Raw genomic sequence first — 18,963 nt, forward strand, 5'->3', positions numbered from 1 at the left:
CCGCGCGGATGATCCCCGAAGACCGACTTGAACAGATCACCCAGCGTTTCCAGTATCTCGAGGCCGCGATGGCCGACGGGAACGCGGATATCGCAAAGCTCGCCAAGGAATACTCCGCCCTGCGCCCGGTGGTGGAGCAGATCGCGGCATGGCGGCAATTGCGCGCCGATCTGGCGGAGGCCGAGGCAATGCTGTCGGATCCGGATATGAAGGAACTGGCCGAAGAGGAAGTTCTGGCACTCAAGGCAAGGCTACCCGAGGCTGAGCATGCTTTGCAGTTGGCGCTGTTGCCCAAGGACGAGGCCGACGCACGCCCCGCCATTCTCGAGATACGGCCCGGCACGGGAGGAGACGAGGCGGCGCTTTTTGCGGGTGATCTGCTTCGCATGTACCAGAGATATGCCGAAGCCTCCGGCTGGCGGTTCGAGTTCATCGAATACCAGGAAACCGAGCTTGGGGGGATCAAGGAGGTCGTGGCACGGATTTCCGGCGACAACGTGTTTGCCAGGCTGAAATACGAATCCGGCGTACATCGCGTTCAGCGGGTTCCGACGACCGAGAGCGGTGGCCGCATCCATACCTCGGCTGCGACCGTGGCTGTCCTGCCCGAAGCGGAAGATGTGGATATCCATATCGACGCGAACGATCTGCGGATCGATACAATGCGCAGCTCGGGTGCGGGTGGGCAACACGTGAACACCACCGATTCGGCGGTACGGATAACGCATATCCCGACCGGGCTCGTGGTCACGAGTTCCGAGAAGTCGCAACATCGGAACCGTGAAATCGCGATGCAGGTGCTCAAGACCCGGCTTTACGATCTGGAGAGGCAGCGTCTAGACAGCGAACGCTCGGCCAGTCGTTCGGCGCAGGTGGGCTCTGGCGATCGCTCAGAACGCATACGAACCTACAATTTTCCGCAGGGGCGGATGACGGATCACAGGATCAACCTCACTCTCTACAAACTCGAAGCCGTGATGGGCGGCGACCTGGACGAAGTGATCGACGCGCTCATCGCCGATGGCCAAGCGCGGATGCTGGCGGAGATGGGACAGTGAGCCTGTATGGCGATGCGCACCTGACGGCCGCCGAGGCGATGGTCGCCGCAACGGCCCGATTGCGCGCCGCAGGCGTTTCGGACCCTGCTCGCGATGCGCGCATCCTGTTGGCGCACGCGGCCCGGATCGAGGCAAGCCGGGTGACACTCATAGCGCCAGAGGCGCTCTCGCCAGAAATAGCCGAACGCTACGAACAGTTGATTGCGCTCAGGGCCATTCGGGTGCCCGTTTCGCACCTGCTTGGTGAACGCGAGTTTTATGGTCGCCGCTTCAAGGTGTCCGGTGATGTGCTCGACCCACGCCCCGAGACTGAAACGCTGATCGAGGCTGCCCTTGCCGAACCATATGGCAAGGTTCTGGACCTAGGGACCGGATCGGGTTGCATCCTGGTGACCTTGCTGGCCGAACGGCCCGAAGCGACCGGCGTGGGGACTGATCTGAGCGAGGCAGCCTGCCTTCAGGCCAGCGCAAACGCCGTTCTTCACAGGGTCGATGGGCGGGCCGAGATACGCAAGGCCGATTGGTTGGATGGCATTGATGGACGATTCGACCTGATCGTATCTAACCCTCCATACATCGCTCAGGCGGAAATGTCCGGACTTGCGCCAGAAGTCCGAGAGCACGAACCCGAGATGGCGCTGACGGACGGGTTAGACGGGCTGAGTGCCTATCGCAGCATCGCGGGACATGCCCATGACTTCCTGCGCCCCGGCGGGCGCATTCTGGTGGAAATCGGGCCGACACAGGCGGCAGACGTTTGCCATTTGTTGGCGCAAGGCGGCCTGCAGGAGATGAGCGTGATTCCTGATATCGATGGCCGCGACCGCGTGGTTCGCGCGCGCCGTACTTCGTGATTCGCCCAAACACGGCAAGAACACGCGAATTCGCTGTGGAAAACGCGGTTTTTTGCCTATTTTTCGGTTACAACCTCTTGTATCGGTCCTTGGGACATGCTTACTCAGAGGTGTCACGGACTTCTGCGCCCTACTTGGCGCGTCCCGACATCAAGCCCAAAAAAAGCCCGCAGATCCAGATCGAGACAGGCGCAAGAGACGCAACACGGATCGTTCGGCATCAAGTACAAGGCTGCAGTTAAACAAAATGAGATCTTCCAAATCCCGTTCGCGGTCGAAGAACAACCGCAATCGGCCTTCTGGCGGTAACGTAGTTAACCGGGTGTTCGACAGTTCGGGCCCGGAAGGCAAGGTGCGAGGCACACCTCAGCAGATCATCGACAAGTACAACCAGCTGGCACGCGATGCACAGTTGGGTAATGACCGTGTCGCGGCTGAGAACTTTCAACAACATGCAGAGCATTACCTGCGCTTGTTGAGCGAGGCACAGCGCGAGATCGACGCAAAACGCGAAGAGCAGGAGCGCCAGAACCGCGAACGCCAGGCCGAGCGTGACCGCGAGCGCGCCGAACGGCAAGAGCGTGAGGCGAACCAGCCTGTGCCCGAGGCTGCAGGCGAAGGCGAACAGCCCGACGTGCTCGATTTCGGCGATCGTCGTGAAGAGGCCGACAGCGGCCTTGTCGAGACGCCCGAAAGCAAACCCAAGAAACCGGCAAAACGCACGCCGCGGCCTCGAAAGCCCAAGACCGAAAAGGCCAAGGCTGATGAGCCCAAGACCGATGCATCCAAGGCTGACGAGGCCAAGGCAGAGGTCGAAAAGCCGGTAGCGTCGGCAGAGGGCGGTTCCGAAAAGGATTCGCCAAAAGGCGCGCCCGAAGCGGCAGAGTGATCCTTACCCGGCGTGGGGCGGGGGCTTTTCTGCGCCGCATCGCGCTGGTGATTGACGGATCTGCCTTGGCGGTCTTATCCTGAGCATGCTCAAGTCGGCAGGCAGTGAGCATAATCGGTGTGTGCCATAACTTCCTTGGATTGTCTGTTTTCGAGGGTTCGTTATGGATCAGACCGAACTTCCTACTCGCCGCCGGTCGCGCCGGCGCGTTACCCCTGCGCCCGAGGTTTCTTTACCCGGGGCTTTCGTCAATTCGCCAGTTTCCTTGGGCCGCTCACGCTTCGTACTGTTGAGCGATGCCGAGATCGAGGGCTTGCGTGCTCGCAGCCTCGATCTTCTGGCTGATTATGGCGTTGTCATCATCCACCCGAAGGCCCGCGAGGCACTGCTTGCAGCAGGGGCGGTCGAGGGACGCGATGCCGATAGGCTCCGGTTTCCGCGTGAACTTGTCGAGGAGGCCATCGCCGCCGCGCCGCGCGCGTTCCGCCTTGCTGGCAAGACCCGGGCGTTTGACCTTGCGGTTCCACGCGTTGATGACGGGTTCGTAATGCGGACAGGCACGGGTGCGCATGGTTACGTCGACCCGGGCGACGCGTCTTATCGCAATCTCGACTTGACCGCAGTGCGCGAGATGGCCGCCGTGGCCAGCGGCCTGGAGCAGGTCGGTTTCATTGCGCATCCCTTCGTGCATGGCGTACCCGAAGTGACGGCGGACGTTCATTCCTTTGCGGAAATGGTGTCTCACACCAACAAGCACTGCTGGATGCAGCCTTACGGCAAAGAGAACATCGAGTACCTTTTGAAGATTGCGGCCATCGCTGCCGGGGGCGAAGACGCGCTACGAGCGAACCCGATCACCTCGGTGATTACCTGTTCCTTTTCGCCGCTCGAATTCAAGCATATGGATACCGAGGTGATTTTGCGGGCCGGTGCATTGGGGCTACCGCTACATGCGTGTTCGCTGCCGTCTGCGGGCGGAACGGCGCCCTTGGGGGTGGGTGGGCTGGTGCTGATGGCCGCGGCCGAGATCCTGTCGATGCTGACTGTGGCACATGTTCTGGTACCGGAGACGCCGGTCATCGCGGTGCCGTTGATGTTCACCTTGGACATGCGAACTGGCTCGGCGCTGCAATCCTGCCCCGAGTCGATTCAGGCCGCCTCTATGGCGGTGCAGTTGATGCGGCAGGGCTTTGACCTGCCGACCCATACCTATGGTGCCGGATCCGACACGCCCGATGCCGATCACCAGTCCCAGAGCGAACGCGCATTGCTCGCGCAGGCCGTGGCGCTGGCCGGTGCTGATATACTGGGCGGGGTCGGCCAGCTTGAATGCGCAACGGTATTCAGCCCGGTTCAGGCAGTCCTTGACGATGAGATGGGCGCGATGGTGCGCCGGTTTCTGCAGCCGCCGGATGTGAGCGCCGAGGCGTTGAACTGGGAAGAGATGTTGCAAGTCAGGGCAGGTGGGCATTTCCTCGACAGTACGCATACGCTGGCCGGTTGCCGTGATCAGCATCGTCCCGGCGTGTTCTTGCGGCAAGGTCGCGACGATTACGAAAAAGCCGGTCGGCATACCGCGTTTGACGCGGCGCGTGAGCGCGCGCTGGAGTTGATAGCGGCTGCGCCCGAGCAGGGCGTGTTGAGCGCTGATCAGCGGCAGGAAATCGCGGCGGTTGTCGCGGCAGCGGATCGGCACATCGTCGAGGATGTATACCACGGAACCGCGACTCAGGTGATCTAGCGCGCGAGCTCTCGGGCCAATGCGCAAAACGCTTCGAGCGAAACCTGTTCGGCACGTTCGGTCGGCTGAATGCCTGCGGCGCGCAGCCGATCCTCGATATCCGGGGTGACGCCCTTGAGAGCGGCGCGCAGCATTTTGCGGCGCTGGTTGAAGGCTGCGGCGACTACGCGGCTGAGGACTTGTGCATCCGCCGGGTAGCGCGGTTCGGCCAAGGCGGTAAGGTGCACCACCGCGCTGGAGACCTTTGGCGGCGGCGTGAAAGCCTCGGGTGGCAGGGACAGCACAATGCGTGCATCGGTGCGCCATTGGGATAGAATTGCGAGGCGTCCATAGGCCTTTGAGCCCGGCTGCGCCACGATGCGTTCGGCGACCTCCCGCTGAAACATCAGTGTCAGGCTTTGCCAGAAGGGCGGCCAGTCGGGCGGGGTGAGCCAGCGCACCAATAGTTCGGTACCGACATTGTAGGGAAGATTGGCGGCAATGCGGATGGGTGCATTCAGATAGGTGAGAGGATCGATCTCGAGCGCGTCGCCCTGAACGATCTCAAGCCTTCCGGGATAGGCCGCTGAAATCTCCTCGAGCGCGGGGATGCAGCGCGTATCCTTTTCCAGCGCCACGACCCGGCGCGCGCCTTCGGCAAGCAGTCCACGGGTCAGACCTCCGGGACCGGGGCCGATTTCAAGCACATCACATTCGGTCAGGTCTCCGGCCTGCCGAGCAATCTTGGCGGTAAGGTTCAGGTCGAGCAGGAAGTTCTGGCCCAGCGATTTGCGGGCAGACAGTTGATGCGACGCGATGACCGCGCGCAAGGGGGGCAGGGTGTCGATAGCACTCATTCCGGCGATGTAGCGCGCCGGGACGGGGCAAGGCCAGAGATTTTCATCGCGGTGGCATCGTTCTTTACGCGAAACGGCGTATCACGCAACGGCCGCCATGCGTTGTGCGAGCTTCAATGCCTCGACAAGGCTCGTCGGATTGGCCTTGCCTTGTCCGGCGATGTCGAAAGCCGTGCCATGATCCGGCGAGGTGCGAATGAACGGAAGACCAAGGGTGACGTTCACACCGCGGTCGAAATCGAGCGTCTTTATAGGGATAAGCGCCTGGTCATGGTACATCGCGATTGCGGCGTCATAATTCACGCGGGCGGCCTTGTGAAACAGGGTGTCAGCCGGATGTGGACCTGTCAGCGCATAGCCCTGTTTTTCCATCTCGGCGATCAGCGGGGCGATCCAGTTCATCTCCTCATGGCCCATAGCACCGCCTTCACCTGCATGGGGGTTCAGGCCAGTCACGGCGAGGCGTGGTTCGGCGATGCCGAACTGATCGCGCAGCGCCGTGTCCGTGATCTCGATCGTCTCACGCAAGAGCGCGGGGGTGAGGGTGCGGGGCACATCCGCAAGAGCAATGTGTATCGTGGTGGGCACGACGCGCAACTGTGGACTGGCGAGCATCATCACGACGCGACGGCGCCCTGCAATTGCTGCCAGAAACTCCGTGTGGCCGGGATGGGCAAAGCCCGCCCCGTCAATCAGTGCTTTCTTGTGGATGGGTGCCGTACACAAGGCCGCGCATTGACCGCCGCGCACAAGCTCGACGCCGTATTCGATGGCCCGGATCACGCCGGTCGCGTTGCGAGGGTCCGGTTTTCCGGGGACAGCATCGCCGCCAAATTCGAGCGGAAGCACGGGCAGGGCATGGCCCGCAACCCGTTGGGCGCCGGCAGGTGTTTCAAGCAGTTGGACCGGCGTCCCGGCGGGCAGGTGATCGGGGTCACCAATCCAGACGAACGGACAAGATTCGCGTAGCTGGTCCCATGCGCGCGCGGCTATTTCCGGCCCGATGCCTGCTGGTTCTCCGCAACTGAGTGCGATCGGTCGCCCCGAGGGGCTGGTTGCTTCATTCATCAACGATGACCGCGTCGGCTCGCAATTGCGCTATTAGGCTATCGGCAAAGGCCTGCAACCGCTGCTGCGTCAGGGCATTTGCAACTTCTTCGCGCGAGGCATCCCCGCCCAGATCGCGTGTGCGGTTGCAAAGCATGAGAAAGACGAGCGTCTGGCCGTTGTTGCGCGTCAGCGCGGTCGAGACTTCGTTGTTGTCGAGCTTTGCGAGTTCCAGCGCTATGTCGTTTGGTATTTCGCCCGGAGCCGCGCTGACACGGTCAAGCACCTGTTCCGGCTGGTCTTTTGCGACACCGTAGAGATCGTCGCACACGTCAACGCGATTGCGCAGTTCTGCCGCCGCACTCAAACCTTCGGCGCTGCGGCCTCCGGCGATGTAATAGGCCGCGTAATCGATCTTGGAATACGTAGGCGTTCCAGTCGCTGCCTCGCGCACGTCGCGCATCTGGAACAGGGCGATCGCGTTCGGCAGGGTGATCGGGTCCGACACTTCGCCGGGTTTCAGCGACAGGATCTCGGGTTGAAGCGCGGGCGGCAAGTCGGCGAGCGGGATCCAAGGTAGCCGACCGCCCTGGCTGGCGGTTTCCGCGGCGGAATACTGCGCCGCCGCTGCCTCGAACGCGCCAAAGCTGTTCAGTTGAGACAGTTCGCGTGTGATCGAGTCCACCTGGTCAAGAGTCTGCGGCGTCACCGGAACAATCAACTCGGACAGCAGAACCTGGAGGCCGCCGCCGCCGCCAAGACCCATCGCCCGGTCAATCTCGTCCGGGTTGGGTCTGGCTTGGGCTAGGTAGCGCGTGCTGATATAATCGCGCCAAGCAATCTGCATCGCCACGAAATCACGCAGCGTCTCGGCATCGACACCAACCTCGGCAAGTGCTTGCAGGAATTCTTCGGTTGTAAGGCGCCCGCGCGAGGCGAACTCGTCGATGCCTTGCTGCACACCCTCGGGCGGATAGTCGATGCCAGCCTCGCGCAACGCTTGAAGGCGCAACTTGTCGTCGATCAGTGAATTGCGGACGTCTTGTTCGGAAGAACCGGGAATACGGAGCGTTTCGAAGAACAACTGCCGTTGAGCGATTTCGTAGCGTGTCACGATGTCGGAGTTGACGCGGATCGCAGGCGAAAAGAGGCTCTGCGCCGAAAGCGGCGCGGTGGACAGCGTCACCGCCAAGGCCAGCGGAAGCGTTCTGCGCATCCAACGGGCGGCGGTTCGGGTCAGCGGGTTCAGGAAGTTTTGCATGATCGCCTGTATTCTTTGTTGCCGCTTTCCACGGCGAAGCCGTTCAGCGCGATGGTAAAGCCGAAATCGGTCGAAGGCTCAACACTTGTCGAGGACGTATACCGCCGGTTTATGGATACATTGAATGTTACGCATTCGTTCCGGTAGATCGCGCCCACACCCGCGTTGATGGCGCGGCTGTCTTCGATATCGTAACGAATATTGGCCAATGCGGTCCAGTTCGGGGTGACGTCGTAGCTGCCATCGAACCAGACTTCGGACACGGCAAGTGCGCGGTTTTCGGCCGGATCCCGCCCAAGCCAGAGATAGCTGCCAGAGATATCGGTCCGCTCGTTCGACCAGGTAGCACGCAATTCCGCCTTGGAGAAATTGAACTGGTCGTTGAGAAGCCCCCGCGCGATGAGCGACAGGCTGTCTTCCATCCTGATCTGTCCTGCAACGAGCAGGTCGGATGTTGTGCCGCCCAGTCCAGACGTCTTGGAGAACCCCGGATCGGCATCACGGCGGTACACTTGGCCAAGCGTTGCGTAAGCCTCCCAGCCCGATGGATCGAACCGCGCCCAGTTGACACCGAGGACCGCGGTGGTTCCATCCTCGCGCCGGTCGGGGGCGGGAAAGCGAGACAAGGCCAGCAAGTTGCCCTGGTCGAACTCGACAAATCCGCTTTCGTCATTTGGCACATTCGTATCTGAGACGTGGCTCCAACCGATCTGCGCTATGGGTTCCAGCATCTGCCGGGCGCCGGCGATTTCCGTCCGTGCCATTGGATACCGCAGGGTCAGTGCCGCGCGGGGTGTTGTTCGGGTCGTGTCGGGTGGATAACTGCTGTCATCCCAAACATGGAACTGTTCGACGGACGCACCCATCCGCCAGTCAGCGCGTATGCCCGAATATGTCCAGCTTCTCAGCCATTCCGCATCTGCGGTAAAGCGGCCGACGTCGCGGCCCAGCATGTCCGCTGAGGTCGTTCGCTTGTGTCCGTGGGCAAGTGCGGTCAGGCGCACTTCTCCTCCCAGTCCCGCTGGAAAGAACCGACGCTGGTAGGCGAGGTCAATGATGTCCGAGGGGATCTGGCTTTCGATTTCGCTGTCGCGCAGCGTCTCGAAGTGAATGAAGCTGGTGTAGAAGAACGTGTCCCGCTTGATCCGTTCCAGCGAGATCTGGCTGCGCAGGCGGTCGTAGTCGGGCAGGCCGTAATCGACGAGATAGGCATTGTCCGAGGTCGTCTGAACCTGGAAATCGAGCTTGAAGTCGTTGCGCAGGGCAAATCGACCGTTGGCAAAGAAATATCCGCGGTCATCGTCGGGTTGCAGATCGTCGCGGGTGTGTGCGCCCTCGATTTCAATCCGTCCGCGGCGAAAGGCCTGCCGGTATCGGTAGAAAAGCGTGCGCGTCTTCGACGACACGTACGGTGTCAACGTCAGATCGCGATGATCTCCGAGACGGAAGAAGTACGGTAGTTTCACGCCCGTCGAAAGCTGAGATGTCGTTCGCACCGACGGAATCAAGAAACCCGTAGCGCGATCGAGCGTGGGATCTGGCAGGCGCATGACCGGCAGATAGAAAATGGGTACATCGAGCACACGAAACTGCGCGTTCTCGAAATAGAGTTGCCGTTCCAACTCGTCATGCGTGACCTTTTGTGCCCGTATCTGCCAGAGCGGAGGTCGACCATCCTCGCAGACATGGCAGGACGTGACAGCCGTCTTGTATAGCTGGGTGTAGCGTCCACCCACGCGGGTCATCTGCAGGGCGGCAAGTTGAAGCTGCTGGTCGAAAACCATTCGAGCACTTGTCAGAAGCCCGTTCCGCAGTTCATTGTCGAGTTCCGCGGCATCAGCCAGGATGGTAACCGCGCCGCCTTGGTCAATGCGGATCGGCCCGACCACTGACAATTGTCCTGTCGCGCGGTCGTAGGTAATCCTCCTTGCCTGCAGGCGAACGTCACCCTGATAAGCTTCGACATTGCCTTCGGCGATAAGCTGGCGCTCTGGTGTGATGAACACGCTGTCGGCGACAAGCATCGCGGGGCGCTGTGCCTCTGTTTCCGCTGGCTGTGCCCCGCTGGTCTGCGCGACCGACAGGCCGGGCAGGGCCATCGCGGCGCCAAGGACCAACAAGGCGAGGCAGCGACGCATGTCAGCCGTCCTCCGAGTACAAGAGAAGACCGAAGGTAAGCATCAAAGCAGCCACCGGTGGAGCCCAAGCGGCGAGTATGATCGGAATCTGCCCATTCTCTCCAAGGATTTGCGCGAAATTTCGAACGAAATAAAGGGCAAAACCCAATAGAACTGCAGTAAGCACCGCAACGCCGGTTCCCCCGAACCTGACATGCCTCATGGTGAACGCGGCGCCAACCAGAACCATCGAGACCAGAAACATCGGGCGCGCCAGCTGGACCTGCAGCCAGACTTCGTGCTGTTTGGTGTTGAACCCGGCCTCGCGCAGTGCTGCGATCACCTCGGGCAAATCGTAGATCGAGATCGTATCCTGGTTGCTCAGCGTGTCGCGAATGCGGTCCTGGGTAAGAGTGGTCGGGATATCCAGCGTCTCATGCAGAACGGCATTTGCTTCGGGGTTGATGCCCGCAACCAGTGGCCAGACCTTTGCATTTCGCAAGACCCAGGTGTCCGTGGCCAGTTCAGCGCTGTCAGAGAAGATTTGCCGGACTGGCCCGCCATCCTTGGCAAAGGTAAGGATCGTGACGTTGTAGAGGGTAATGCCCTCGCCGCCGAAGCCGGTGGCGTGAATGACAGATTGCCCGCCCGTCGGCGATCCTTGTCTTAGCCACAAACCTTCGCCCGAAAACGACAGCGCCGACGCGCCGCCATTGCGATAAGTATCCGACAGTCGTTGGTACCGCTCGCTCGTTGCAGCAACGATGGGGTTCAGCATCGCAACTGCCAGCACGCCAATGATCAGCGCGACCAGGACCGGGGCAACCAGCGCGCGAATGCCTGACCGACCGATGGCGCGGGTTGCAACCAGTTCGGAGCTGCGCGCAAGGCTCACGAACAGTACGATCGTGGCCAGGATCATCAGCAGGGGCAGGATCTCGCTCATGGTCGCGGGCGCATTCAGAAGTGTCAGCCGAAACACTTGACCAAAGCTTAGCCCCACACCTTCGAACCGTCGTACCTGCTCGATCAGATCGACGAGGAGGATGAGCGACAGAAAGATCGCGCCAATGACGAGGAAGCTTTGCAGAAAGAGACGTGCAAAGTAACGGTCAAGGATCATGCACACCGCTCCTTGCGGGATGCCAGCAGGGGAATCGGGCGGGGCACATGCAGGCAACCCGTTGCCGGGCCTATGAAATAGGGCGACAGCCCTTGCCTGCCATTTCGTGACACTGCGATCCCCCCGGAACCTGCCAGTCGTTTTCGGGAGACACTAGACGAAATCGATGCCGCCGAAAACTGCTATCTGGTCAAGGGCACGGGGCCGCGCTACCCATATGGCCGACATGAACACAGCATCGCATTTGCCAAAGGAGCGCACGACATGAGCAGCCAGACCTCGATCCGCTTTGCCGAAACCGACCTCGATACGATTGCCGAGGCCGCAGGGCGCATTGCGGTGATTGTCCCGCCCGAAGGTAAGCTGGATCCTGCGGCGCGACGCGTGAACAAGCTTACGCGCGGGGCACTTGGGCGGCTGGTCGAAAGCGCACGTTTTGCCAAGGCCAAGCCGGGGCAGGTAATCACCTTGGCCTGGCCCGCCGGTATGGCGGCCGAAGCGGTCGATGTATTGGTTCTGCCCAGGCGTCCGCAGCCGGTCGAAGCGCGCAAGGCGGGCGCTGCTTTGGGAAAGTTGCGCGGGCGTTCGGCACTGCTGCTTGCAGCAGGCGGACAGGTTCGGCTGGCCGAACTGGTACAAGGGATCGCGCTGCGCGCTTACGATTTTGACGCGCACAAGACTCCGGCCGAGGATGCCGAAGAGGTGGGTTCGATAACCGTTGCCTGTTCGAAGCCAGAAGAGGCCGAGGCGAGCTATGCCCCGCTTGCAGCCTTGGCCGAGGGCGTCCATATGACACGCGATCTGGTCAACGAACCCGCCAATGTTCTGACCACTACGGAGTTTGCCAACCGCCTGAAAGAGATGGAGAGCATTGGCCTGAACGTCGAGGTGCTGGACGAGCCACAGCTTGAGGAACTTGGCATGCGCACGCTGTTGAGCGTCGGGCAAGGCTCCGACAGCCCGTCGAAGGTCGTGGTCATGCAGTGGAACGGCGGCGAGAAGGGTGAGCCACCGTTGGCCTTGGTCGGCAAAGGTGTTGTCTTCGACACGGGGGGCATATCGCTCAAGCCTGCTGGCGGCATGGAAGACATGACGATGGACATGGGCGGCGCAGGCGTCGTCGCAGGCACGATGCGAGCGCTTGCCTTGCGTAAGGCCAAGGCGAATGTTGTTGGGCTTGTCGGTCTGGTCGAGAATATGCCATCCGGCAACGCCACACGTCCGGGCGATGTCGTCAAGTCGATGAAGGGTGACACGGTCGAGATCATCAACACCGATGCCGAAGGTCGCCTCGTTCTGGCCGACGTGTTGTGGTACGCGCAGGAAAGGTTCTCGCCAGCGGGCGTGATCGATCTGGCGACGCTGACCGGCGCGATCATCATCGGTCTCGGCCATGAGAATGCAGGGGTCTTCTCCAATGACGATGCGTTCTGCGGTGCGTTCCTGAAGGCTGCCGAGGCCGAAGCGGAAGGCGCGTGGCGTTTGCCCTTGGGCAAAGCCTATGACGACCAGCTGAAATCGCGCATCGCAGACATGAAGAATGTCGGCGGCCGGCCGGCCGGCTCGATCACGGCGGCGCAATTTCTCCAACGCTTCATCAAGGATGGCACCCCTTGGATCCATCTCGACATCGCAGGTGTCGCTTCGGTAAAATCCGACACGGATTACGCGCCGAAGGGAGCGACCGGATGGGGAGTGCGCGCGCTCAGCCGCCTTGTCGAGGATAGCTACGAAGCGAAAGGCTGAGCTGGCGCATGGGCGCAGTCTATTTCTATCACCTGACGCGCCGTCCGCTGGACGAGACCTTGTCCGTTTTGTTGGGCAAGTCTCTGCAGGCAGGTTGGCGCGTCGCCGTGCGAGGGCGGGAACCGGACCGGCTGGCTTGGCTTGATGAGAAGCTGTGGCTGGGTGCCGAGGACGGTTTCCTTCCGCACGGGTTGGCCGGCGGCCCGTATGATGCGCTGCAACCGGTCTTGTTGGGAAATGAGCGCACCGCCGGAAACAGTCCGCATTGCGTCATGTCGATTGACGGCGCCGAGATCGCGGCGGACGAGGTGCAGGCACTTGAGCGGACCTGCATTCTCTTTGACGGAGGCGACGACGCTGCCGTTCAGCATGCGCGCCGCCAGTGGCGGGAGCTTACCAAGGCGGGGTGTTCGGCGAAGTACTGGTCCGAAGAGTCGGGTCGGTGGGAGATGAAGGCCGAGGCATGACGCCGTTACGATTAGGCGGTGTCGATCCAATTATCGGGTCAGGACAAGCGCGCCGTCTGCGATCGAGACGGAGGCCCAGCGGTTGAGATAGGTCATGCCCAAGAGGGAGCGGTCCATCTGTCCTTCATTGACCCAGGCCGTCACACCGCGGTCTTCGAATTCGCCCAGCGTGATGGTATCGAGTTCGACCGGAGCAATGCGCACTTCACCATTTGCCGTCATTGCCCGACCAAAGAAGTTGAGGTTATCAAGGTCTACCCCGATGCGGCGGGCATCTCCATTCGTCAATACGACCTGGCTGGCGCCGGTATCGACCAGAAACTCTACCGGTGTATCGTTGACCAGCAGCCTCAGGTAGTAATGCCCGTCGGGTCCGCGTGGCACGCGGATGGACTCCTCGGTAACGACCATGCTTGAACTCGGCGAAACGGTGCCGCGTATATCTTCCCACAGACCGACGACAGCTATCACGCCGATAAAGATGAATACCCAGGCCGCAGCCTGCTGGACGGTTTTGCCAAGGTTTGCGCGGTGATGGGTGAAGTACCAGAAAAGCAAAGCCGCACCCAGAAGGGCCAAGTAGAGAACGCTTGCGACGTCGGTACCGTCCATGATGACTCCTTGCAGCAGTATTCCTGCAAGATATAGGCGTCAGGCCGCGAAACCGAAGGCCCGCAACCCTTCGAGAATGAACTGAACGGAAAGCGCGGCCAGCAGCATGCCCAAAAGCCGGGTGACGACGTTGAGGCCTGTCTTGCCCAGAATGCGCGCCAAAACGCCGCCCGTAAGAAACAGGAACAAAACGATGGCCATGACGGCGAGCATGGCCGCCGAGGCGTAGGCGATGCCTTCGAGGCCCGGTTTTGCGCCTGCAAGCAGGATCATCGACGCGATGGAACCTGGCCCTGCGATGAGAGGAATGGCAATCGGAAAGACGGACGGGTCGGGCGCATCGGCCTCCTCGGCGCGGTCCTCGCGCCGCTTGGTCCGCCGCTCGAACAGCATGTCCAGCGCCGTGAGGAACAGGAGAGCGCCGCCTGCGACGCGAAAGGCGGGCATGGAGATACCTATGAAGCCAAGCACCGCCTCGCCAAAGGCGGCAAAGACCAAAAGCACGGCGATCGAGGTCACGCAGGCGCGGACCGCAATACGTCGACGGGTTGCCGCTGGCATTTCGTGGGTCAGGGCGACGAAAACCGGTGTCGTACCAAATGGGTCGATGACGACGAAAAGGGTCGTGAACGCGGTGATCAGGAAGGCTGTGTCAACAATCATGCGCCACTTTCCTGCAAGTTTCGCAATATGTCCAAAGCCTTGTCTGCCGCTTCTGTCGGGACAAAAACATGGTCATGATGTAGTCCGGCGACCATGTTCGCAGGGATATCCGCCCGCGCCAAGGCACCCGATACGGCAGCAGTCAAGCCGACCCCGTCGAGGGCGGAGTTCACCCGCAATGTGATGCACCGCATCGGAAGCGCTTTGTCGGGCGCGTGTGACAGCGGCACGATCAGTGACATGCCTTCCTCTTCGGCAACGCTGGCAAAAGTGCCATCGGGCCAAGGTCTGCCGGTTTCCCAAAGGGCAAACGCGAATTCGCCCGCGCGCAGATCCGGGTTCATGCCCGAGATCATTGCCGCGGTTTCGCGCACGACGCTCATGCCGCCCCCTCTGCCGCATCGAGCTTTTCCTGCGCCTCGAGCCACAGTCCTTCGGCGCGCTCCATCGCCTCTGTCAGTTCGGCGTATTTGCGGTTCCATAGCTCAAGATCACCGCGTTTGTCGTCTTCGTATAGGGACGGGTCGGCGAGCTTGGCCGACAGTTTGTCATGCATATCCGTCAGCTTTTCGACGCGTTCCTCGGCTTTGCGAAGGTCTGCACGGAGCGCCAGCAATGCTTCGCGCGCCGGGCGCTTGGGTTTGGGCGTCGCAGGTACTTTGGGCGCCTGAGGTTTGTCGCGTGCCAGCAGGAACCCACGATAAGCATCAAGGTCGCCGTCAAAAGACTTTACCGTTCCGTCGGATACAAGCCAGAGCCGGTCGGCCACGAGGCTCAACAGGTGCATGTCGTGGCTGACGAGGATCACGGCGCCCGAATAGTCGGTCAACGCCTCGACCAAAGCTTCGCGGCTTTCTATGTCCAGATGGTTGGTCGGTTCGTCGAGGATCAGCATATGCGGCGCATCGATCGTGGCAATCAGCAACGACAGCCGTGCCTTCTGTCCGCCCGAAAGGCGGCCGACCACCGTATCGGCCTGATCGGCAAGCAATCCGAATCCTGCAAGGCGGGCACGGAGTTTCGCCGGGGCCTCCTCCGGACGCAACCGACGCAGGTGGTCGAGCGGGGTTTCGTCGACATGCAATTCATCGACCTGGTGCTGTGCGAAATAGCCGATACGCAGCTTGCTTGACCGCGTCACCTTGCCCGCCATGAGCGGCAGGCGGTCGCTCAAAAGCTTGGAAAGGGTCGATTTTCCCTGGCCGTTCTTTCCAAGAAGCGCGATGCGGTCGTCCTGATCGATGCGCAAGTTCAACCGTCTGAGAACCTCGGTTTCGCCATAGCCGGTCACGCCGCCCTCGAGCGCGATGATCGGGGGTGACATTTCCTCGGGTGAGGGGAAGGAAAAGGCGCGCAGCGCGGCCTCCTGTGGTGAGGAGATGGGCTGCATCCTTGCCAGCGCCTTGAGGCGCGACTGTGCCTGCTTGGCCTTGTCGGCCTTGTAACGGAACCGGTCCACATAGGATTGCAGATGCGCGCGCCTCGCTTCCTGCTTCTTGGCCATGGCTTCGGCCTGAGCGAGTTTCTCGGCCCTTTGGCGTGCGAACTGGTCATAAGGACCCTGGTAGAGCGCAAGCTTGCGATCCTCCAGGTGCAGGATCGATCCGACAGCCCGGTTCAAGAGCCCGCGATCGTGACTGATGATTATGACGGTATGGGGATACTTCGCCAAATAGGTTTCCAGCCACAACGCTCCTTCGAGATCGAGGTAGTTGGTCGGTTCGTCCAACAGCAGCAAGTCGGGTTGCGCAAAGAGCACCGCTGCCAACGCCACGCGCATGCGCCAGCCGCCCGAGAAATCGGAGCAGGGCCTGAGTTGTTCGTCGTCATCGAACCCGAGGCCTTTGAGGATCGAGGCCGCACGGGCAGGTGCCGACCAAGCGTCGATATCCGCAAGCCGCGTCTGCACTTCGGCGATGCGAACGGAATCCAACGCGGTCTCGGCCTCTTGCATCAGCGCGGCGCGTTCGGTGTCCGCCGCGAGCACGGTGTCGAGCAGCGAGACATCCGAGGCGGGCGCCTCCTGCGCGACGCCTCCGATACGGGCGCGCGAGGGCAGGGCGATCGCTCCCGACTCGAGCGCAAGTTCACCACGGATCAGGCGAAAGAGCGTGGTTTTTCCGGTGCCGTTTCGGCCGACCAGCCCAACCTTGTGCCCGGTCGGAATCGTGGCTGACGCGCCCTCAAACAGGGGGCGACCTTCGACGGCGTAAGTTATGTCCTGAATGCGCAACATGGCGTGGCTGATAGCAGAGCGGCGACGCGCCCGCCAGCGGTCATGGTCAGCATCGTAATGTCGTGATAGGCCCATGTGGTTCCGCAAAGAGAAGCTCATGCGCCCTGCCAAAACTCCGCCGCATCTTGTTACACTGATACTCGGCTCTGCGTTAGGCGTGCTGTCGCTCAACATGTTCCTGCCGTCGCTGGCGCGGATGGCCGAAGATTTCGACGTCGAATATGGATTGGTCAACCTGTCGGTCGCGGGGTACCTGGCGATGACAGCCGTGCTGCAACTGCTTATCGGGCCGCTGTCCGATCGGTTTGGGCGGCGGCCCGTGCTGTTGAGCGCCATGGCCATATTCGTGCTCGCGTCGATCGGGTGCGCGCTGGCCAGCTCAATCTGGGTTTTTCTGCTGTTTCGGATGATGCAGGGTGTCGTTATTGCTGCCAGTGTCGTTTCGCTGGCGATTGTCCGTGACATGTACCCACCCGCCGAGGCTGCAAGCCGCCTGGGCTATATTGGCATGTCGATGGCGCTGGCGCCGATGCTTGGACCGATGCTGGGCGGTGCGCTCGACATGGCATTCGGATGGCGTGCATCCTTCGTTTTCTATACTTTGGCTGGGCTTGCCGTGCTTGGGTTGATCTGGTTCGACCTAGGCGAAACAAGCCGTCGCGCCTCGCAAAGCCTGGCGCAGCAGCTGAGTGAGTTGCCGGAGCTTGCAGCTTCGCGCCGGTTTCGTGGTTACGTGCTATGCCTCGGGTTCTCGGTGGGAGGGTTTTATACGTTCATCACCGGCGCGCCTTTGGTCGCGGCGGCATGGTTCGACCTGGTGCCCGCGCAGTTGGGATTGGGTATCGGTATCATAACCGGTGGCTTCATGGTGGGTAACCTCGTCACCGGCCGGATGGCCACTCGAACCGATCCGCTGAACCTGGTATTGGCCGGTCGTTGCTCGGCGGTGCTGGGGCCGTTCCTCGGCCTAGGCGCCTTTCTTCTTGGACAAGGCAGCGTCTTGGTCTTCTTCGGCGCCGCGATCCTTCTGGGGCTTGGCAACGGTCTGACGCTCGCATCTGTCAATGCGGGGCTGGTGTCCGTCCGCCCGCATCTTGCAGGCAGTGCTTCGGGCTTGTCCGGAGCATTCACCGTGGCCCTTGGCGCCGTGCTGACCTCTGGCGTAGGTGTATTGGTTACACCCGAAAACGCACCCTTTGCTGTTTTGGGGACGATGCTGGTAACCAGTACCACAGCACTGATCGCCTCGCTTTACGTCCGCCGCATCGAACGGTTGGAAGGAGCGCCCGGGCCGGCCTGAACAGGACGCTTCCGTTAGTGCTTTTCATGAGGCGCGGGTCGTGCTACGCGGCGCGCGATGAAAATCAGGCGTCGGGCGGCCGTCCCGCGCAGCAATTTTTCAAGGAGAGACCTCATGGCACTGGAACGCACTTTTTCGATCATCAAGCCCGACGCAACCCGCCGTAACCTGACCGGCGCCATCAACGCAAAGTTCGAGGAAGCCGGCCTGCGCATCGTTGCCCAGAAGCGCATCCACATGACCAAGGCGCAGGCAGGCGAGTTCTACGCCGTACACAAAGAGCGCCCCTTCTACGACGAACTGTGCGAGTTCATGTCGTCGGCTCCGGTTGTCGTTCAGGTGCTGGAAGGCGAGAACGCCATTGCCAAAAACCGCGAGATCATGGGCGCGACCAACCCCGCCGATGCCGCCCCCGGCACGATCCGCGCAGAGTTTGCCGAGTCGGTCGGCGAAAACTCTGTTCACGGCTCGGACGCCCCTGAAACTGCGGCTGTCGAGATTGCGTATTTCTTCGCCGGAATCGAACTGGTCGGCTAAGCCGTCCGTCCCTAAAAAAAAGACGTAGAGGCGCCCGCTTTGCTGGGCGCCTCTTTTCGTTTGGGTCTTCAGGCTGTTCTGGCCGATCGGAAACGCCCAGGCCTTTGGGTTTGGGCCGTAGCGTGGCTGTGCTGTTTCTCCACGTGCTCGCGAAGAAGTGCGACATTTCGCAAGTTCGCCTTGTAGCCCACGTCGAGGAGGTCACCCACGATCGGCACCAGTCCAGTGATCCAGTCGATCACGACATTCGCGGCCATTCGGGCCAACAGCGCGGTAGGTGCATCCGTATCATGGGCAATCTTCAGGATGTATGCGGCCGGCGCCACGGTGAGGGCATCGCCGACGCCAGGCACAAGGCCCAGTACACTGTCCCAACCAAAGCGGATCCGAGTGCCGGGCAAGCGAAAGGCGGCGTCAAGTTTCCGCGCGATGCGCTCGGCCCGCTCAACACGGCGGAGGTTTCTGGCTGTGTCCAT

The 18,963-nt window shown here is 61.4% G+C and carries 18 protein-coding genes; 8 read left to right on the forward strand and 10 right to left on the reverse strand.

Translation table 11 applies throughout. The features are described 5' to 3' along the window. Positions 1-8: 8 nt before the first annotated feature. From prfA to ACFORG_RS19455, 4 genes are all read left to right on the forward strand, one after another. Entirely contained in the window at positions 9-1,058 is a 1,050-nt protein-coding gene (gene prfA, locus ACFORG_RS19440) for a peptide chain release factor 1 (protein WP_386737285.1), read from the forward strand. A gap of 38 nt (positions 1,059-1,096) precedes the next feature. Continuing rightward, positions 1,097-1,912: a peptide chain release factor N(5)-glutamine methyltransferase gene (gene prmC / locus ACFORG_RS19445; protein ID WP_386737286.1), complete on the forward strand. Its 816-nt coding sequence runs from the start codon at positions 1,097-1,099 to the stop codon at positions 1,910-1,912. Positions 1,913-2,159: 247 nt separating this feature from the next. Further along, positions 2,160-2,801, forward strand: a complete 642-nt coding sequence (locus ACFORG_RS19450) for a DUF4167 domain-containing protein (RefSeq protein WP_386737213.1) — start codon at positions 2,160-2,162, stop codon at positions 2,799-2,801. A 163-nt stretch (positions 2,802-2,964) separates the two neighbouring features. Then, positions 2,965-4,542 carry a trimethylamine methyltransferase family protein gene (locus tag ACFORG_RS19455; RefSeq protein ID WP_386737215.1) on the forward strand — a complete coding sequence of 526 codons (1,578 nt, stop codon included), beginning with the start codon at positions 2,965-2,967 and terminating at the stop codon, positions 4,540-4,542. Here the strand turns inward: ACFORG_RS19455 and rsmA are convergent. The 5 genes from rsmA to lptG form a co-directional block, all read right to left on the reverse strand. After that, positions 4,539-5,378 carry a 16S rRNA (adenine(1518)-N(6)/adenine(1519)-N(6))-dimethyltransferase RsmA gene (gene rsmA / locus ACFORG_RS19460; RefSeq protein WP_386737216.1) on the reverse strand — a complete coding sequence of 280 codons (840 nt, stop codon included), beginning with the start codon at positions 5,376-5,378 and terminating at the stop codon, positions 4,539-4,541. The two genes, ACFORG_RS19455 and rsmA, sit on opposite strands and share 4 nt — an antisense overlap. A gap of 81 nt (positions 5,379-5,459) precedes the next feature. Further along, positions 5,460-6,446 (reverse strand): 4-hydroxythreonine-4-phosphate dehydrogenase PdxA, encoded by a 987-nt coding sequence (pdxA, locus tag ACFORG_RS19465; RefSeq protein WP_386737217.1) that lies wholly within the window; start codon positions 6,444-6,446, stop codon positions 5,460-5,462. Next, positions 6,439-7,686 carry a peptidylprolyl isomerase gene (locus tag ACFORG_RS19470; RefSeq protein WP_386737218.1) on the reverse strand — a complete coding sequence of 416 codons (1,248 nt, stop codon included), beginning with the start codon at positions 7,684-7,686 and terminating at the stop codon, positions 6,439-6,441. Before ACFORG_RS19470 ends, pdxA begins: the two co-directional genes overlap by 8 nt. After that, entirely contained in the window at positions 7,671-9,824 is a 2,154-nt protein-coding gene (locus ACFORG_RS19475) for an LPS-assembly protein LptD (protein WP_386737219.1), read from the reverse strand. Before ACFORG_RS19475 ends, ACFORG_RS19470 begins: the two co-directional genes overlap by 16 nt. Position 9,825: 1 nt before the next feature. Further along, positions 9,826-10,926 (reverse strand): LPS export ABC transporter permease LptG, encoded by a 1,101-nt coding sequence (gene lptG / locus ACFORG_RS19480; RefSeq protein WP_386737220.1) that lies wholly within the window; start codon positions 10,924-10,926, stop codon positions 9,826-9,828. A 264-nt stretch (positions 10,927-11,190) separates the two neighbouring features. Here lptG and ACFORG_RS19485 point away from each other — a divergent pair, with 264 nt between their 5' ends. Together ACFORG_RS19485 and ACFORG_RS19490 are read left to right on the forward strand one after the other, a co-directional pair. Next, positions 11,191-12,672 (forward strand): leucyl aminopeptidase, encoded by a 1,482-nt coding sequence (locus ACFORG_RS19485; RefSeq protein ID WP_386737221.1) that lies wholly within the window; start codon positions 11,191-11,193, stop codon positions 12,670-12,672. 8 nt (positions 12,673-12,680) lie between these two features. Further along, positions 12,681-13,139, forward strand: coding sequence for a DNA polymerase III subunit chi (locus ACFORG_RS19490; protein WP_386737222.1), 459 nt, complete (start codon positions 12,681-12,683; stop codon positions 13,137-13,139). Between the two features lie 30 nt (positions 13,140-13,169). On the opposite strand, the gene ACFORG_RS19495 is transcribed toward ACFORG_RS19490, so the two are convergent. From ACFORG_RS19495 to ACFORG_RS19510, 4 genes are read right to left on the reverse strand one after another with little or no spacing between them, the layout of a single operon-like run. Beyond that, positions 13,170-13,751: a retropepsin-like aspartic protease family protein gene (locus tag ACFORG_RS19495; RefSeq protein ID WP_386737223.1), complete on the reverse strand. Its 582-nt coding sequence runs from the start codon at positions 13,749-13,751 to the stop codon at positions 13,170-13,172. 39 nt (positions 13,752-13,790) lie between these two features. Then, on the reverse strand, positions 13,791-14,411 hold the full coding sequence (locus ACFORG_RS19500) for a MarC family protein (protein WP_386737288.1): 621 nt from the start codon (positions 14,409-14,411) through the stop codon (positions 13,791-13,793). After that, on the reverse strand, positions 14,411-14,797 hold the full coding sequence (locus ACFORG_RS19505; protein ID WP_386737224.1) for an ACT domain-containing protein: 387 nt from the start codon (positions 14,795-14,797) through the stop codon (positions 14,411-14,413). Before ACFORG_RS19505 ends, ACFORG_RS19500 begins: the two co-directional genes overlap by 1 nt. Next, on the reverse strand, positions 14,794-16,650 hold the full coding sequence (locus ACFORG_RS19510; protein ID WP_386737290.1) for an ABC-F family ATP-binding cassette domain-containing protein: 1,857 nt from the start codon (positions 16,648-16,650) through the stop codon (positions 14,794-14,796). Before ACFORG_RS19510 ends, ACFORG_RS19505 begins: the two co-directional genes overlap by 4 nt. 97 nt (positions 16,651-16,747) lie before the next feature. Between ACFORG_RS19510 and ACFORG_RS19515 the strand changes: the two genes are divergently transcribed. Next, the gene (locus tag ACFORG_RS19515) at positions 16,748-17,950 is read left to right on the forward strand and encodes a multidrug effflux MFS transporter (RefSeq protein WP_386737225.1); all 1,203 of its coding nucleotides are present in this window, start codon (positions 16,748-16,750) and stop codon (positions 17,948-17,950) included. Between the two features lie 114 nt (positions 17,951-18,064). After that, positions 18,065-18,487 (forward strand): nucleoside-diphosphate kinase, encoded by a 423-nt coding sequence (gene ndk / locus ACFORG_RS19520; protein WP_386737226.1) that lies wholly within the window; start codon positions 18,065-18,067, stop codon positions 18,485-18,487. Positions 18,488-18,555: 68 nt separating this feature from the next. Here ndk and ACFORG_RS19525 read toward each other — a convergent pair whose 3' ends face one another. Continuing rightward, positions 18,556-18,963, reverse strand: coding sequence for a DUF4112 domain-containing protein (locus ACFORG_RS19525; protein WP_386737227.1), 408 nt, complete (start codon positions 18,961-18,963; stop codon positions 18,556-18,558).

It is taken from the genome of Lutimaribacter marinistellae (genome assembly GCF_042648365.1).
GTDB lineage: Bacteria > Pseudomonadota > Alphaproteobacteria > Rhodobacterales > Rhodobacteraceae > Lutimaribacter_A > Lutimaribacter_A marinistellae.

Excerpts from the sequence above, each read along its gene's own strand:
- ACFORG_RS19450 (WP_386737213.1), top strand. The coding sequence starts at position 2,160 with ATGAGATCTTCCAAATCCCGTTCGCGGTCGAAGAACAACCGCAATCGG.
- ACFORG_RS19475 (WP_386737219.1), bottom strand. The coding sequence starts at position 9,824 with ATGCGTCGCTGCCTCGCCTTGTTGGTCCTTGGCGCCGCGATGGCCCTG.
- ACFORG_RS19525 (WP_386737227.1), bottom strand. The coding sequence starts at position 18,963 with ATGGACACAGCCAGAAACCTCCGCCGTGTTGAGCGGGCCGAGCGCATC.
- rsmA (WP_386737216.1), bottom strand. The coding sequence starts at position 5,378 with ATGAGTGCTATCGACACCCTGCCCCCCTTGCGCGCGGTCATCGCGTCG.
- ACFORG_RS19485 (WP_386737221.1), top strand. The coding sequence starts at position 11,191 with ATGAGCAGCCAGACCTCGATCCGCTTTGCCGAAACCGACCTCGATACG.
- lptG (WP_386737220.1), bottom strand. The coding sequence starts at position 10,926 with ATGATCCTTGACCGTTACTTTGCACGTCTCTTTCTGCAAAGCTTCCTC.
- ACFORG_RS19495 (WP_386737223.1), bottom strand. The coding sequence starts at position 13,751 with ATGGACGGTACCGACGTCGCAAGCGTTCTCTACTTGGCCCTTCTGGGT.
- ACFORG_RS19455 (WP_386737215.1), top strand. The coding sequence starts at position 2,965 with ATGGATCAGACCGAACTTCCTACTCGCCGCCGGTCGCGCCGGCGCGTT.
- prfA (WP_386737285.1), top strand. The coding sequence starts at position 9 with ATGATCCCCGAAGACCGACTTGAACAGATCACCCAGCGTTTCCAGTAT.
- prmC (WP_386737286.1), top strand. The coding sequence starts at position 1,097 with ATGGTCGCCGCAACGGCCCGATTGCGCGCCGCAGGCGTTTCGGACCCT.
- ACFORG_RS19515 (WP_386737225.1), top strand. The coding sequence starts at position 16,748 with ATGCGCCCTGCCAAAACTCCGCCGCATCTTGTTACACTGATACTCGGC.
- ACFORG_RS19505 (WP_386737224.1), bottom strand. The coding sequence starts at position 14,797 with ATGAGCGTCGTGCGCGAAACCGCGGCAATGATCTCGGGCATGAACCCG.
- ACFORG_RS19470 (WP_386737218.1), bottom strand. The coding sequence starts at position 7,686 with ATGCAAAACTTCCTGAACCCGCTGACCCGAACCGCCGCCCGTTGGATG.
- ACFORG_RS19490 (WP_386737222.1), top strand. The coding sequence starts at position 12,681 with ATGGGCGCAGTCTATTTCTATCACCTGACGCGCCGTCCGCTGGACGAG.
- ndk (WP_386737226.1), top strand. The coding sequence starts at position 18,065 with ATGGCACTGGAACGCACTTTTTCGATCATCAAGCCCGACGCAACCCGC.
- ACFORG_RS19510 (WP_386737290.1), bottom strand. The coding sequence starts at position 16,650 with ATGTTGCGCATTCAGGACATAACTTACGCCGTCGAAGGTCGCCCCCTG.
- pdxA (WP_386737217.1), bottom strand. The coding sequence starts at position 6,446 with ATGAATGAAGCAACCAGCCCCTCGGGGCGACCGATCGCACTCAGTTGC.